At 41.8% G+C, this 15,126-nt stretch carries 8 protein-coding genes and 1 tRNA gene; 6 read left to right on the forward strand and 3 right to left on the reverse strand.

The features are described from left to right. Window positions 1-76: 76 nt before the first annotated feature. Window positions 77-166: transfer RNA gene (locus ACK28X_RS11170), tRNA-Ser, on the reverse strand. 435 nt (window positions 167-601) lie between these two features. On the opposite strand from ACK28X_RS11170, the gene ACK28X_RS11175 reads away from it, so the two are divergent. The 4 genes from ACK28X_RS11175 (at window position 602) to ACK28X_RS11190 (ending at window position 10,952) form a co-directional block, all read left to right on the forward strand. Continuing rightward, a complete protein-coding gene (locus ACK28X_RS11175) occupies window positions 602-5,038 on the forward strand; it encodes a YadA-like family protein (protein ID WP_412059024.1) in 4,437 nt (1,478 codons plus the stop codon). Window positions 5,039-5,741: 703 nt separating this feature from the next. Then, window positions 5,742-6,368: a hypothetical protein gene (locus ACK28X_RS11180; RefSeq protein ID WP_412059025.1), complete on the forward strand. Its 627-nt coding sequence runs from the start codon at window positions 5,742-5,744 to the stop codon at window positions 6,366-6,368. Between the two features lie 30 nt (window positions 6,369-6,398). Next, window positions 6,399-10,004: a YadA-like family protein gene (locus ACK28X_RS11185; RefSeq protein ID WP_412059134.1), complete on the forward strand. Its 3,606-nt coding sequence runs from the start codon at window positions 6,399-6,401 to the stop codon at window positions 10,002-10,004. 381 nt (window positions 10,005-10,385) lie between these two features. Next, window positions 10,386-10,952 (forward strand): invasion associated locus B family protein, encoded by a 567-nt coding sequence (locus ACK28X_RS11190; protein ID WP_412059026.1) that lies wholly within the window; start codon window positions 10,386-10,388, stop codon window positions 10,950-10,952. A 149-nt stretch (window positions 10,953-11,101) separates the two neighbouring features. On the opposite strand, the gene ACK28X_RS11195 is transcribed toward ACK28X_RS11190, so the two are convergent. Next, complete coding sequence (locus tag ACK28X_RS11195; protein ID WP_412059027.1) at window positions 11,102-11,647, reverse strand: helix-turn-helix domain-containing protein; 546 nt, start codon at window positions 11,645-11,647, stop codon at window positions 11,102-11,104. A 201-nt stretch (window positions 11,648-11,848) separates the two neighbouring features. On the opposite strand from ACK28X_RS11195, the gene ACK28X_RS11200 reads away from it, so the two are divergent. Next, window positions 11,849-12,784: a 2-dehydropantoate 2-reductase gene (locus ACK28X_RS11200; protein ID WP_412059135.1), complete on the forward strand. Its 936-nt coding sequence runs from the start codon at window positions 11,849-11,851 to the stop codon at window positions 12,782-12,784. A gap of 868 nt (window positions 12,785-13,652) precedes the next feature. Here the strand turns inward: ACK28X_RS11200 and msrB are convergent. Further along, on the reverse strand, window positions 13,653-14,078 hold the full coding sequence (gene msrB / locus ACK28X_RS11205; protein WP_412059028.1) for a peptide-methionine (R)-S-oxide reductase MsrB: 426 nt from the start codon (window positions 14,076-14,078) through the stop codon (window positions 13,653-13,655). A gap of 583 nt (window positions 14,079-14,661) precedes the next feature. On the opposite strand from msrB, the gene ACK28X_RS11210 reads away from it, so the two are divergent. Continuing rightward, window positions 14,662-15,102, forward strand: a complete 441-nt coding sequence (locus ACK28X_RS11210; RefSeq protein ID WP_412059136.1) for a MucR family transcriptional regulator — start codon at window positions 14,662-14,664, stop codon at window positions 15,100-15,102. Window positions 15,103-15,126 lie beyond the last annotated feature (24 nt).

The raw sequence follows: 15,126 nt of genomic DNA on the forward strand, positions 1-15,126 counted from the left end.
TGCTGAAAAAGATAAATAAAATCAATAAGGAAAAAAATCCTGCACCTTGTATTAAGTCTTTTATTTTATTAGAAAATGGCGGAGAGAGAGGGATTCGAACCCTCGATACGGTTTCCCGCATACACGCGTTCCAGGCGTGCGCCTTCAACCACTCGGCCACCTCTCCAACAAGATTGCAATATAGCGAGAAATCAAGCGAGTGCAAGGGAAATTTTTTGTGGTAGATCAATATCGTAAAGGTAAAGCTTTTAGCAAAACAGCACTATAGCATAACAGCAAAAAGCGCAGAAACATATAATAAAAAATAATGCATAAAATTTTCAAGCATGGTTGTCCTTTTTAGGATGCGCTCTATTTCATTTTATGAATGGATAAAGACTATAGTCTGCTTCTGCATCGGCATCATTTGAAATATGAATGTTATATTTTATAGTATATACGCAATATATATTGGTTCTTGCGATATATTAAAATAATAAAGGCAGAATATAGGTTTTGTATCTTTATTGAATGCTATGCGGAGAGGGTTGCCGTGTAGGAATTGACCCGAGCCTTATGACTAGGGGCCGGGGGGGTTGGCTCTTAGCAGAGGTTGTATCTTATGAAAAATTTAGATCCACAGTTCATGCCTTTTAAAGTTAATTATGCTAAGTCTCCATCGACTGGGCGACGTTTCTTTTCGTGCGCGGTGTCGCTTGTTTCTATTGGTGCTTTTTTATTGAGTAGCACCGCTTTTGTGTCGGCAGGCAATTTTTCTTGGGCTGGGGGGCAAAATAGATCAGCAGATGGTATGAAGAGTGGTGCAGATAGTAATGCAAGTTTTGGTGGTGTTAGCATTTCTGGTGACGCAGTTAATTGTGGCGTTGATAACGTTGAAGGACGGGGTTTTTATGGGAATGATCCGCGATTCAAAAATCAGCAAATAAGTGCTGAAGACGAATATGAAAGATTTTTAAATAACCCGGATATTAAGGGCTTTCACCCTTACGGTAGCTCAGACTCTCAAGTGGACGGCATTGCGAAGGAAACGACTAAGGCAGGAGAAAAAACCCACGGCGAAACTACAAATCAAGTTGGCCACCAAGGACAGCTTACAGGAGGATTTGATAACGCTCAACCACGTGCTACGGGCACATTTTCTTTTGCTTTCGGATGCGGCGCCTATGCCGCTGGTAATAACTCTATTGCTTTTGGTTCTGATGCAACCGCGAAAGAGGGCGGTGCGGTTGCTTTGGGGCACGGAGCGCTCGCTGGTGGTAAAGTGAGTACTGCATTGGGTTTGCTATCTGAAGCTACAGGGCAAGCGTCAACGGCGGTCGGGGCACATGCCTCAGCTACGGCTGAAGAAACTCTAGCTTTGGGAGCTCAATCTGTTGCTTCGGTCGTTGGTGGTATCGCTCTTGGGGCAAATTCTGTATCTAATCGTTCTGCGGGGGCATCAGGCTATGATTCTTTCACAGGTGGAGTTTCGACCGAGGGCGACTCTGTTTGGCGTGGAAGTCGCGGCGCCCTTAGTGTGGGTGATGGAAAAAATATAAGTCGGCAGATTACGGGCGTTGCTGCCGGTAGTGAAGATGGTGATGCGGTAAATGTGGCGCAATTAAAAGCATTACGTCGGTTTGTGGATCAAGGTTGGACTGTAACAGTAAATGGTGAAAACCAAAGTAAGGTAGGGGTGGGTAATACGCTAGATTTCAAGGCAGGAAGCTCTAATCTTTTGGTGAGGAAAGCGGTAGGTAGTAACGATATAAGTTTTGATCTTGCACAAGATTTGGTGGTTATTAGTGTAAAAACCGGTGCAGCGACATTAAATAATGACGGTCTAACCCTTGCAGGCGGTCCGCGGATCTTATTGACTGGTATTGATGCTGGTAATAAAAAGGTTATTGATGTGCTTGCAGGCGTTATTGCTGCTGGTTCAAGTGATGCAGTGAATGGCGGGCAAATTTTTGATTTGGGTAGTGCTTTGGCGGGTGCTTTAGGAGGCGGCGCTAGTTTTGAAAACGGCGTGTTTAAAGGTCCTACCTATACAGTTTCTTTGATTGGTAGTGATGGCACAACAACACAGACTACGTATAGCGATATTAGTAAGGCTTTGAGTGGGCTTGGTGATACGGTTGTGAATGTGAGCAATCAATTTGATGCTAAGATTAATGCGGTTCGTGATCAGCTATCCCAAGGGAGTCTTGTTTGGAATGATGGAGAGAATGTTTATGATGCTCGTCATGGGACTGGGGATCAGCGTGTAAATAGTAAGATAAAATATTTGGCTGATGGTGTTATTGCTGCTGGTTCAAGTGATGCAGTGAATGGCGGGCAAATTTTTGATTTGGGTAGTGCTTTGGCGGGTGCTTTAGGAGGCGGCGCTAGTTTTGAAAACGGCGTGTTTAAAGGTCCTACCTATACAGTTTCTTTGATTGGTAGTGATGGCACAACAACACAGACTACGTATAGCGATATTAGTAAGGCTTTGAGTGGGCTTGGTGATACGGTTGTGAATGTGAGCAATCAATTTGATGCTAAGATTAATGCGGTTCGTGATCAGCTATCCCAAGGGAGTCTTGTTTGGAATGATGGAGAGAATGTTTATGATGCTCGTCATGGGACTGGGGATCAGCGTGTAAATAGTAAGATAAAATATTTGGCTGATGGTGTTATTGCCGAGGATTCGAGCGATGCAGTGAATGGCGGGCAAATTTTTGATTTGGGTAGTGCTTTGGCGGGTGCTTTAGGAGGCGGCGCTAGTTTTGAAAACGGCGTGTTTAAAGGTCCTACCTATACAGTTTCTTTGATTGGTAGTGATGGCACAACAACACAGACTACGTATAGCGATATTAGTAAGGCTTTGAGTGGGCTTGGTGATACGGTTGTGAATGTGAGCAATCAATTTGATGCTAAGATTAATGCGGTTCGTGATCAGCTATCCCAAGGGAGTCTTGTTTGGAATGATGGAGAGAATGTTTATGATGCTCGTCATGGGACTGGGGATCAGCGTGTAAATAGTAAGATAAAATATTTGGCTGATGGCGACATTGCCGAGGATTCGAGCGATGCTGTGACAGGTAGTCAGCTTTATAAACTAACTGAACGACTTTCTGAGATCCTTGGGGGCGGTGCTGATCTTATTAATGACCTTGAGCCCGACTTCCAAATACAAGGGGAAATGTATGAAACAGTCAGCGCTACATTTAATGCTATTGACGATATATTTAATGACTTTCATAAAAAGGTTGATCTGATTGTCGCGGATGTAGATCGTTTAACGAATGATGCCATTGTTCAGCAGAACCCTGCCAGCAAAGTGATAACGATTGGAGCTGGGCTGGGCGGCGAAGAAGTGAGTGTAGCAAATAATGCGGGAGAGGGTAGAGTTATATCGGGTGTTAAGGCTGCAATCCGTGCTGATGAGGCTGTGAACCTAGGTCAATTGGATGGTCGTCTTGCTGAGATCAGCGACGATATTAGTAAAACCCATGCTGCTGCGGTATTGTATGATAAGGATGAAGCAGGCAACTTCAATTACAATAAGGTTACTTTGGGGGGGGCAAAAACCCAAGGACCAGTATCTTTAGGTAATGTTGCTAAAGGCCTTTTAGCTGAGAATTCGCTTGATGCAGTGAATGGCGGCCAGGTTTATGAAATCGGCCAAACTATTGCTGAAGCGCTTGGGGGGGGGGCTAAGTTTGAAAATGGCGCATTGCATGGTCCTTCTTATACTTTGTCTTTGTTAGATGAAGGGACGTGGGATACGAAAGAAAGTTCTTATGCTAATGTAGGCGATGCACTAAAAGGCCTTAATGAGAATGTTGACGGGCGTTTAAAAGATCTTCATGGTTATGTACAGAAGGCGGTTGATGGCCTTAATAGCAGTGGGATGTTTTGGAGTGAGGGCGAGAAGGCTTTCCTAGCTCAGCATACGGACGAGGATGGAACAAAGAAAAATGGTAAGATTAAATATCTTGTAGATGGCGATGTTAGTAAGGCTTCCACAGAAGCTGTGACAGGCGGCCAGATTTATGATTTTAATCAATATTTGGCGCAATTCTTAGGTGGCGGCGCAGCCTTTAATAATGGAACATGGTCAGCACCTAATTATGGCGTTAATTATGTTGGAGAGGATGGAAAGGTCACTCATAATCAGCATCATAGTGTGGGAGGTGTCTTTAATGATATGGATGATAGTATAAACCATGTTAACAGCCGAGTTGATCAACTTAAACAGGATGTAGACGATATCAATAGTAAGATTGATAATGCACAAAACGGGGCTTTGAAATGGAATGAGGAGGAAGGCTCTTATGATGCTCGTCACGACGGGGAGGATGGTAAGATTAGTCACCTTGCTGATGGTAGCATTGAGAAAGGTTCGCATGACGCGGTGAATGGCGGCCAGGTGTGGGATCTCAATAAGCAAGTCAATGACCGAATTGATCATACCAATAAACGGGTTGACAATCTGGAGAATGAGATAGGCGGTTTAGCTAACGGTGGGGCAGTGACTTACGATAAAGATGATAAGGGTGAAAAGACGAATAAAATTACCCTAGCTGGAAAAGACCCCGGCGATCCAGTGGTGCTTGATAATGTGGGCGATGGCGAAATTAAATCTGGTTCTCATCAAGCAGTTAACGGCGGCCAATTATATGACTATGTTGAAAAATATTTTGATGAGCATGTAAAGGAATATATTGATCAGCAGCTTGATCATATGGGAGGTGGAAGTTCTGATCGCGCAGTAGAGCGTGCTAACGAATATACTGATACGAAGTTTGCAGAAATGACTTATAAGGTTGATGAAGTAAGAAATGAGGCTCGACAAGCGGCTGCTATTGGCTTAGCTGTTGCTAACCTACGCTATAATGATACACCAGGAAGATTTAGTGTAGGCGTTGGTAGTGGTTATTGGCAAAGTCAAACCGCTATGGCCTTTGGTGCTGGCTATACATCTGAGACGGGAAAGATCCGTTCCAACCTTTCTGTGACTACCTCTGGCGGTGCCTGGGGAGTGGGTGCTGGTATAAGCTTTACTCTGAATTAACTGGTATCACGTTAATGATCTTTGCTTAAAAAACGCCCTGAGGCTGAGTATGATTTGGCATATCAGAAGGTGCGTATAGGGTTTTTAGTCGAACTATAGATAAATCTAGGGCTTATTGTAAAAATGAGCCCTAGATTTTTTTTGCTTATAGATGGCCATTGATAAAAACATATATTTATAGTTCATGCCTTTTGATTGAATGAAGAATTTTTTGATTCTTATTTATATATTATTAAATAAATTAATAATATAATTATTAATAATATATAATTGATTCTTATTTATATATTATGATTTAATCAATTATAAGAGTTTTTTAAATAAAAAATACCAATATTAAAGATATATACCTATTCTATTCTACTCTATTAATTCAATTTAAAGTTGTAATTTATATAAAATATTATAATTAATGCACTATTAATTTGTATATTTGTTCTAAATTATATTTTTAATAAAATTTTATATATTATGAATATAATATATTTTATATAAATTTAACTACTTATAATAATTAGTATATATTTAATATAAGATAATGATTTTTATATATATTTATTTTTTTATTGCTAATTCATATTTATTTTATGTATAGTTATGAGATAAATTCACATAAATTGTGATTTATTAGTGAAATAGTTTTTATTTGCTATATGTGGTGATACGGCACGAGTTATTTAGTGCCCTTTAGATACGGATTATTATGATGAAAAGTAAAGATCTATCGGCTCGTGGGATGATATCTTCCTCCAAGTTTTTTTCTCAGCATACGGTGGAAGGGATGACTGTCCGTCAGAGGCAAGCCTTAATGCCTTCTGCCCTTGCGTTAACGGTGGCATTGTCAGCGTTTTTTGTGCCTTTTAATGTTGCGCAAGCAGCTAATACAGCTATGACGGGGGGTCTTAATCTATCTACCCCCGGTATAAATGAGGCGTATATATTTGGCAGCCATGGTAGTGTTGTTCTATCGGGTGATGATGATTTTTGTGGTTCTGATCACGTCGTGGGGCGCAATGACTTCACTGATTCTATAACACCAGAAGAGCAATATAGGCGATTCCTTGTGAATCAAGATTTTAATGGATATCACCCTTATGGTAATAATACTGCTCAAAGACAAGTTGATTGGTTTACGCAGGGGCGGACAACGGACAAATACCTTGGATATATGGGGCCACAGGTTGATAATGCTGGCAGCGGTGGAGAACTAAATCTTATGCCAAAGGCTTGGGGCGTTTACTCTTTTGTTACAGGGTGTGGCGCTAGAGCGACTGGTAACTATTCTGTTGCTTTCGGAGCAGGAGCGGTTGCTCTTGCCGCAGGGGCTTAAGCTTTTGGCGTTTCTGCTAAAGCTGCTGGGATCGGATCACTCGCTCTTGGAATTGGCTCTGATGCTGAAGGAAGCTCATCCGTTGCTTTTGGGCCGCTTGCTAATGCTTTAGGCCTGAACTCTGTGGCGGTTGGCCATAGTTCTTTAGCAAAAGGGAAAGGGGCTATTGCGATTGGCGGCAACGATGCAGGTCTAAAAGATGATAAAACAAAAAAAACAAGAGCATTGGGCAACCGGTCGATTGCTTTTGGGGTTAGCGCTTTTGCTAGCGAGAACGATAGTATCGCAATTGGATCACGTGCTGCAGCAACTGTTTATGGAGGCGTAGCAATTGGAGATGGTTCTTTAGCGAATCGGGAGAAAGGCGTGAAGGGTTATGATCCCTTTTTAGATGGTGAAAGCGTTGGGGTTGGCAGCCAATGGGTTAGTGGACGCGGCGTGTTGTCGGTCGGTGATGGTGCAGAAGGCACTAGGCAAATTACGGGTGTTGCCGCTGGAAGCGAAGAAAATGATGCTGTGAATGTTGCACAATTAAAAGCATTACGTAACTATAGCGTTAATAAGTTTAACGGCATTGATGGACGCATTGACAAATTAATAGAAGATGGCGTTAAAACTGGTGATGCTATTAATTGGGATAAGGGTAGCGGGGCCTTTTCAGCTATGCACGTTGTTGGAAGTCTTTCAACGATGAGCAAGCTGGTTGACCTTGCAGATGGTTCGGTTAGCTTGGGCTCTCACGATGCTATTAATGGTGGTCAGCTTTTTGCAGTGGGTACTTCAATCGCCCAGGCATTGGGGGGCGATGCGAGCTATGATGGTTTAGGGCTGAGGGTCAACTATAAGCTTTCATTTTTGGGTGATAAAAACGAGTTAATTACCAAAAGCTTTACAAATGTTGGGGACGCATTCCTAGGCTTGAACCAAGATTTCAACAAGCACATTAAGGGTCTTGATGGACGTATTGACCAATTAATAGAAGATGGTGTTAAAACCGGTGATACTATTAATTGGGATAAGGGTAGCGGGGCCTTTTCAGCCATGCATGGTGTTGGAAGTCTTTCAACGATGAGCAAGCTGGTTGACCTTGCAGATGGTTCGGTTAGCTTGCGCTCTCACGATGCTATTAATGGTGGTCAGCTTTTTGCAGTGGGTACTTCAATCGCCCAGGCATTGGGGGGCGATGCGAGCTATGATGGTTTAGGGCTGAGGGTCAACTATAAGCTTTCATTTTTGGGTGATAAAAACGAGTTAATTACCAAAAGCTTTACAAATGTTGGGGACGCATTCCTAGGCTTGAACCAAGATTTCAACAAGCACATTAAGGGTCTTGATGGACGTATTGACCAATTAATAGAAGATGGTGTTAAAACCGGTGATACTATTAATTGGGATAAGGGTAGCGGGGCCTTTTCAGCCATGCATGGTGTTGGAAGTCTTTCAACGATGAGCAAGCTGGTTGACCTTGCAGATGGTTCGGTTAGCTTGCGCTCTCACGATGCTATTAATGGTGGTCAGCTTTTTGCAGTGGGTACTTCAATCGCCCAGGCATTGGGGGGCGATGCGAGCTATGATGGTTTAGGGCTGAGGGTCAACTATAAGCTTTCATTTTTGGGTGATAAAAACGAGTTAATTACCAAAAGCTTTACAAATGTTGGGGACGCATTCCTAGGCTTGAACCAAGATTTCAACAAGCACATTAAGGGTCTTGATGGACGTATTAACCAATTAATAGAAGATGGTGTTAAAACCGGTGATACTATTAATTGGGATAAGGGTAGCGGGGCCTTTTCCGCCATGCATGGTGTTGGAAGTCTTTCAACGATGAGCAAGCTGGTTGACCTTGCAGATGGTTCGGTTAGCTTGCGCTCTCACGATGCTATTAATGGTGGTCAGCTTTTTGCAGTGGGTACTTCAATCGCCCAGGCATTGGGGGGCGATGCGAGCTATGATGGTTTAGGGCTGAGGGTCAACTATAAGCTTTCATTTTTGGGTGATAAAAACGAGTTAATTACCAAAAGCTTTACAAATGTTGGGGACGCATTCCTAGGCTTGAACCAAGATTTCAACAAGCACATTAAGGGTCTTGATGGACGTATTAATGTAATTGATGGACGTATTAACCAATTAATAGAAGATGGTGTTAAAACCGGTGATACTATTAATTGGGATAAGGGTAGCAGGGCCTTTTCAGCCATGCACGTTGTTGGAAGTCTTTCAACGATGAGCAAGCTGGTTGACCTTGCTGATGGTTCGGTTAGCTTGCACTCTCACGATGCTATTAATGGTGGTCAGCTTTTTGCAGTGGGTACTTCAATCGCCCAGGCATTGGGGGGCGATGTGAGCTATGATGGTTTAGGGCTGAGGGTCAACTATAAGCTTTCATTTTTGGGTGATAAAAACGAGTTAATTACCAAAAGCTTTACAAATGTTGGGGACGCATTCTTAGGCTTGAACCAAGATTTCAACAAGCACATTAAGGGTCTTGATGGACGTATTGACCAATTAATAGAAGATGGTGTTAAAACCGGTGATACTATTAATTGGGATAAGGGTAGCGGGGCCTTTTCAGCCATGCACGTTGTTGGAAGTCTTTCAACGATGAGCAAGCTGGTTGACCTTGCAGATGGTTCGGTTAGCTTGGGCTCTCACGATGCTATTAATGGTGGTCAGATTTTTGCAATGAATAATGCATTGGCAGAGCTTTTTGGTGGCGGCGCTAGTTTTTACAATGGTATATGGAAAGGCCCAACATATTATACGGATGATTTTAGAAATAATCGGAAGAACGTTGAACATAACAAGCTTGATGGTGTTTTCGATGCTATGAATGATAATCTTAACTATATGAAGGGTCAATTAGATACTATGGATACTCGTGTTACTGCCCTTGAGGGAAAAACTCCTTCTGGTGGTGGTGAAAATGATAGTATCGCTTGGAATAAGGATGCTTATGATGCTAGCCATAATGGAAAAAATGCTAAAATAGTAAATGTCGACGATGGAGACATTGATCCTAACTCTAAAGATGCTATTAACGGCGGACAAGTATCTAAAATTGAAGATGCGCTTAACACAAAGATTGATGCGGTAGACAAGAGCGCGGTTAAATATAGTGTAGAAGGTGATGGAGCCCGTAAAGTTACCTTGAATGGCAAGGGTGCTACAGACGCAGATCCTGGTCAACCTGTAGTAATTGATAATGTGGGAGACGGTGAGATTGAATTAGGCTCTCATCAAGCTGTTAACGGTGGCCAATTATGGAAAGTTAAAAAAGATTTGGAAGAGTATATTGATAAAAAGTTTTCCAAATCCAGTGGCAGTGATGTGGCAGTTGAGCTTGCGAATCGTTATACGGATGATAAGGTTAGCGGTCTGCAATCTGTCATTAATGGAGTAAGGGATGAAGCTCGCCAAGCAGCTGCTATTGGTTTAGCTGTTGCAAACCTACGTTATAATGACAAACCAGGGAAATTTAGTGCGGGAATTGGTAGTGGTTATTGGCAAAGTCAAACTGCTATGGCTTTCGGTTTAGGCTATACGTCTGAGACGGGGGCAGTGCGCTCTAACCTTTCGGTAACTACTTCTGGCGGTACTTGGGGCGTGGGGGCTGGTATAAGCTTTACCATGAATTAAACCCTATTTCGTGAAATCACTTTGCCCCCCTGTAGCTTACCGGGGGGCATTTTTTAGTATAATAGTTGGTGTGAAAGTGTTTAGATATGACTAAGATGGCGGAGAAAATTCTGAGCCAAAAATCAATCTATTTTAGGTTTTTTGTTATGAGATACGCATATCGGTGGTATTCTCTGGAAAAGGGCTTTATTGTTGGGCGAAGTTAGCAGTTTTGATAGAATGGAGCTATTATTTGCTTGAGGAAGAAAATTGCTCGGTGATATAGTGTATTTTACTTTGTATTAAGCTTCAAAGTATAGTGCATGAATAAGGAGCCATTGGCGTTTTATATTATTATGAAAGTTTTTTTGTGTTTTTAAGGACAAGGAATATTTTTAGCTTATGAAATATAATTTTGCTAGAAAAACATTTTTTACCTTTTTTATCGGTTTTATTTTTGTTGTGGGGCGCGTGGCTCAAGGAGATAATGCCGCTTATCGAGTGGCGCCTCCTCCTCTTTCTGTGCCTTCTGGTTCTGCGGGAGAAGTGCGCCGCATTATTAGTCAATTCGATAGTTGGACTTTAATTTGCGATGAAAATCGCCGCCAGCATACGGGTATTTGTAACGTAAGCCAGGTAGTTTTTGATGCCCATGATCTAATGATCTTTAGTTGGTCATTGGTAACCTCTAAGGATGGACGGCCTTTTGTGCTATTGCGCACTTTGTCGACCGCAGATATAAAACGACCAATTGAATTGTATTTACCTGGGCAAAAAGCCCCCCTGCGTTTGGCTTATAAGGGATGTGAGGGGAATGTTTGTTTGGCCCAAGCCCCTGTGGGGCCTCTTCTAAGCCAAGCTATCAAAAGTGAGGTAGATGTGCGTATTCGTTATTGGCTGCGGAGTGATCAATCTTATGACTTGCAGGTGCCTTTCAAAGGACTGAGTGCTGCGATTAATTCTCTATAAGTTGCATATCTATCAAATATCTTGATGAGGGTATGAGTAAGTTTATCTCTGAACAAGCCGCTAGGTAGGTGTAACCTGCATCGCGTAGAGTTTCTGTTGGCTTTACTGTTTATGTTTTTGCCCTACGATGTATATAATATATATAAGAATTAGGCTGCAATGTTTGTGACGGCTGTGGTGGGTTGAAGGTCGCGTATCAGAAGATTAGCAAAAACATTTAATGTATAGGAGTTCATTATTTGGCAGCGTGTTTCGCCTATAGATAAAATATTTTGTGGGCTAAGCCCGATCGGTAGACCATTAACTGATAATTGATTTTGCAATTTATCGTAAGCAAACGCGACTTCAGGTGTGGTATAGTACTTTTCCCATAGGGGATTTCGTAGGGTTCGTTCCAAGGTTTCTGCCTCCTGTACCACATGTTGGCCGTCAAAAGTAGATCGGGGGGGTAGGGCACTGAACATATCTCCTTGTCCCGTTAAGACCCAATTTATATTGACGCCATAAAGTTCATGATAAGCTGTAAGAACGGCGAGGTTTGGTTCACGCTCGCCGCGCTCGTAAAAAGCAACGGCGTTTTTGCTAAGTAAAAATTTTCTTGCTAAGATCTCACGTGGAGGGTTGCCAATTGCAGCGCGAACGGCTCGCAAGCGCTGTCCAACAGGAGTTTTTGCTGCTTTTTCTGGTCGTCCCATTGCGTTATGTCTCCTCTAATAGCTAAATCGTTTTACATAGCTTGGTATACTAACTGTACTGTTTGAATCTTGCGTGGTGCTTGCGGTTTTAATCATTATTGATACTTGGATTACCAAAGAAATGAGAGTTTTTTTAGGATGAGAGCTGAAATTTGGTTTTTTAGATGCGTTTGCTTATATTAAACGATAGGATAGGCAGTGATGGTAAGAATTTTGGTATTGGGTGCAGGTGGAGTTGGAGGATATTTTGGAGGCCGCTTGGTGGAGAGGGGCTTGGACGTTACCTTTTTATTACGTCCGTCTCGCGCAGAGCACATTGCCCGCCACGGCTTAGTAATTAAAAGTTCAGCTGGGGATGCAAAGCTAGCGGTTAAAACCTTGGTTCGTGCTGATTGTTATACGTCTTATGATTTTATCCTCCTAACTTGCAAAGCTTATGATCTTGATGCTGCAGTTGAGGCGATTTGTCCCGCGGTGGGCGAGGGGACGGTGATTGTCCCTGCTTTGAATGGTTTGAGCCATCTTACGTATTTAAATCAAAGGTTTGGTCAAAAAAGGGTTTTAGCGGGGTCTGTTCTGATTCAAGCTACTCTTTCATCAGAGGGTGAGGTTTGCCACTTGAATGACGAAGCTTATGGTTTGTTTGGCGGGCAAGAAGCGGGATCTTGTCAAGCGGCGAAACGCTGGGCTGCTTTATTTGATCGGGCGCTTGGGGTGAAGATCCATGCTGTGTCTGATGCTATGCAAGTTATGTGGGATAAATGGGTACGTCTTGCGAGTTTAGCAGGGATCACATGTCTTATGCGTGCTAATATTGGTGAAATTAATAGCGCTTTCGGAGGGCGTGAGGCTACGATGACACTCCTGCATGCTAACCAGAAGATCGCTCAAGCGGCGGGTTATGCATTAAGTGAAACGCGGTTGTGTGCTATTGCCAATTTTCTTTTAGATAATCAATCAAAAGCGAGCGCTTCCATGTTGCGTGATATGGAGAGAGGCGCCCGTACAGAGGCCGACCATATTTTGGGTGATCTTTTACAAAAGGCACGAGATTATCAACTGGAGAATCCTTTGCTTGCCCTAGCCTATACCCATGTTAAGGCTTATGAAGAAAGGCGTCGTGCAGGTCGTCTTTAGTTAAAATTGATCGGCTCCATGTAGGGGCATCTAAGTGGATAGGCACATTGAAAGCGTTTTAAATAGAGCCGCTGAATATATTATATGATATTTTGTTGATTTTCGTATCACGAAACAAGCAGTTGCTTATGTTATTATAGCGCGTTAAAGATTCATTTAGATAGCAATCGCTCTGCTTGGCTAAAGGAATGGAAAGATCTGCTCCTTTGCGGATGATTCGATGGCATATTAAAAAGGGCTGAAATTTCGTGAGCGAGGTGCTTCTTATTTAGTATGGCTAGGTAAAAATGATGCCGCTTCGTATAGTTTGAAGAGAGTTTTTCGCCAAGTATGTGGTGGAGGAATAGGTGTGTTGTATTGCTATCGCATTTCCTCTAACTTTGATAGGCTAAGAAGATAGGTACTCAATGGCTTGGATATTGCTGCTGATCCGCTCTAGGGTTTGGAGATGCGGTAAGAATATTCAGCTGTTCAAGTCAGTTGCTGGGATTTTTATAGCTACCATGAGCCTGGATAAGCTTTAGTGCCTTATACGATTAAGAATATAAAAATTTGCTCTTTGGTGAACAAGCCCAAGTAATCTTCGCCTTTGCATCTGCCTGATTTATGGTGATAAACTTTAGAAGGGCGATCTTTTTTACTCGTTTTGTATAAAAAAGACCGGGCGATTGAGCATCCCAAGCTATATCGCTGCCCGTGTCTTCAGTTAGGAACGAATAATGGCTTTGTAACGCAACCAATATGGGATGAACCTTATTTTGGCTAAAAAATTATCATCAAGCTATATGGCGTTCCGGCTACGTTTTGAAAAACCTCGAATCAATCATGGGCGTGCAACAAATGGTAAGGCTCGCCGCTTTAATAGAGTTTATGATTGTTTTTCGGTTATCCTCGGTTTATAGGTTAAGGCAATTCCATTCATGCAATAACGTAGGCCAGTTGGCTGTGGTCCATCGGGGAAGACATGGCCAAGATGAGCATCGCAAATTGCACAAACCACCTCTGTACGATTCATACCATAGGATAAGTCTTTCCTCGAAAGGATGGCTTCTTGATTGATAGGCTCGAAGAAACTAGGCCAGCCAGTGCCCGAATTGTATTTAGCTTCTGATTTATAGAGGGGGTTATCGCAACAAACGCAGTGAAATATACCGGCAATTTCCGTGTTAAAGTCTGGACAAGAAAAAGCGCGTTCTGTTCCATGTTGACGTGTGATTTTATATTGATCCTCAGTTAAAAGGGCTCGCCACTCCGCATCTGATTTATATATTTTAGGCTTTTGACGCTTTTGCATATGATTGTACCTTATTATGTAATTGCTAATTTACCGATGTAATTTATATAAATTTTATGGTTATTTATAGTCTACAATCGTTTCTTTTTTAAATTATCATGCCTTTTTGATAAAAGGTGCTACTCTAAAAGCTTAAACTTTTAAGGATGTTGTTTGTATGAGCATTTAATTTTATTATTGATAATTTTTATGTAGGAAATTTTATAGGCGAATAGGTAGTGCTGTTTCAATTCATTTATGCCGTTGAAGGGTAGAGAAAACACCGGTTACGGAGTCAAGCGGATATAGTATGGTTATTAGTATGATAGTTTTATAACTATCCATAGATTGAAAAATATTTTTCATGGAATGCAAAAAAGGAAGGAGGATATCTCATATTAGTATCAAAATTAAACAATATCAAAAATTATTACAATTTGTTACCAAGTTATGCTTGTTTTATTTCTTTTTTATGAAATTATATTATAATTTTTTAATAAAAACAATTGACATTTTTTATTTTGTCCCAATATGGAGATGAAGAATTATGGAAATATATAGTTCTTTAATAAAAAAAATTAAAAATCGTGAACAGGAAGTACCGATGAGCAATGAAATAGATATGAATACAGAAAGCAACTTTGTTATTACACTTGTGGCAGATGTTGTCGCTGCCTATGTAGGTAACAATTCAATCCGTCCAACTGAAGTCCCTAGTTTGATTTCTGATATACACGCTGCTTTTTTAAAGGCTGGTGCCTTGAGTATCCAAGAACCGGAAGCCGAAAGGCCTAAGCCAGCTGTCAACCCTAAGCGTTCAGTCTTTCCAGATTACATTATTTGTCTTGAAGATGGAAAGAAGTTTAAATCATTGAAGCGTCATTTGATGACGCATTATGCTATGACACCTGAACAATACCGTGAAAAATGGGAATTAGATAGTTCTTATCCTATGGTTGCTCCTAACTACGCCCAAGCCCGCTCTGCTTTGGCAAAAGAAATGGGTCTTGGCCGTAAGCGTAATAAAACTCGCAAGGTACGCTAGAATTACCTGAGGAATAACGGCGCG

Source organism: Bartonella sp. DGB2, from assembly GCF_046843095.1.
GTDB lineage: Bacteria > Pseudomonadota > Alphaproteobacteria > Rhizobiales > Rhizobiaceae > Bartonella.

What these genes read in the sequence shown, in the direction of transcription:
- ACK28X_RS11175 (WP_412059024.1), top strand. Translation starts at nt 602, where the DNA reads ATGAAAAATTTAGATCCACAGTTCATGCCTTTTAAAGTTAATTATGCT.
- ACK28X_RS11180 (WP_412059025.1), top strand. Translation starts at nt 5,742, where the DNA reads ATGATGAAAAGTAAAGATCTATCGGCTCGTGGGATGATATCTTCCTCC.
- ACK28X_RS11190 (WP_412059026.1), top strand. Translation starts at nt 10,386, where the DNA reads ATGAAATATAATTTTGCTAGAAAAACATTTTTTACCTTTTTTATCGGT.
- ACK28X_RS11195 (WP_412059027.1), bottom strand. Translation starts at nt 11,647, where the DNA reads ATGGGACGACCAGAAAAAGCAGCAAAAACTCCTGTTGGACAGCGCTTG.
- ACK28X_RS11200 (WP_412059135.1), top strand. Translation starts at nt 11,849, where the DNA reads ATGGTAAGAATTTTGGTATTGGGTGCAGGTGGAGTTGGAGGATATTTT.
- msrB (WP_412059028.1), bottom strand. Translation starts at nt 14,078, where the DNA reads ATGCAAAAGCGTCAAAAGCCTAAAATATATAAATCAGATGCGGAGTGG.
- ACK28X_RS11210 (WP_412059136.1), top strand. Translation starts at nt 14,662, where the DNA reads ATGAGCAATGAAATAGATATGAATACAGAAAGCAACTTTGTTATTACA.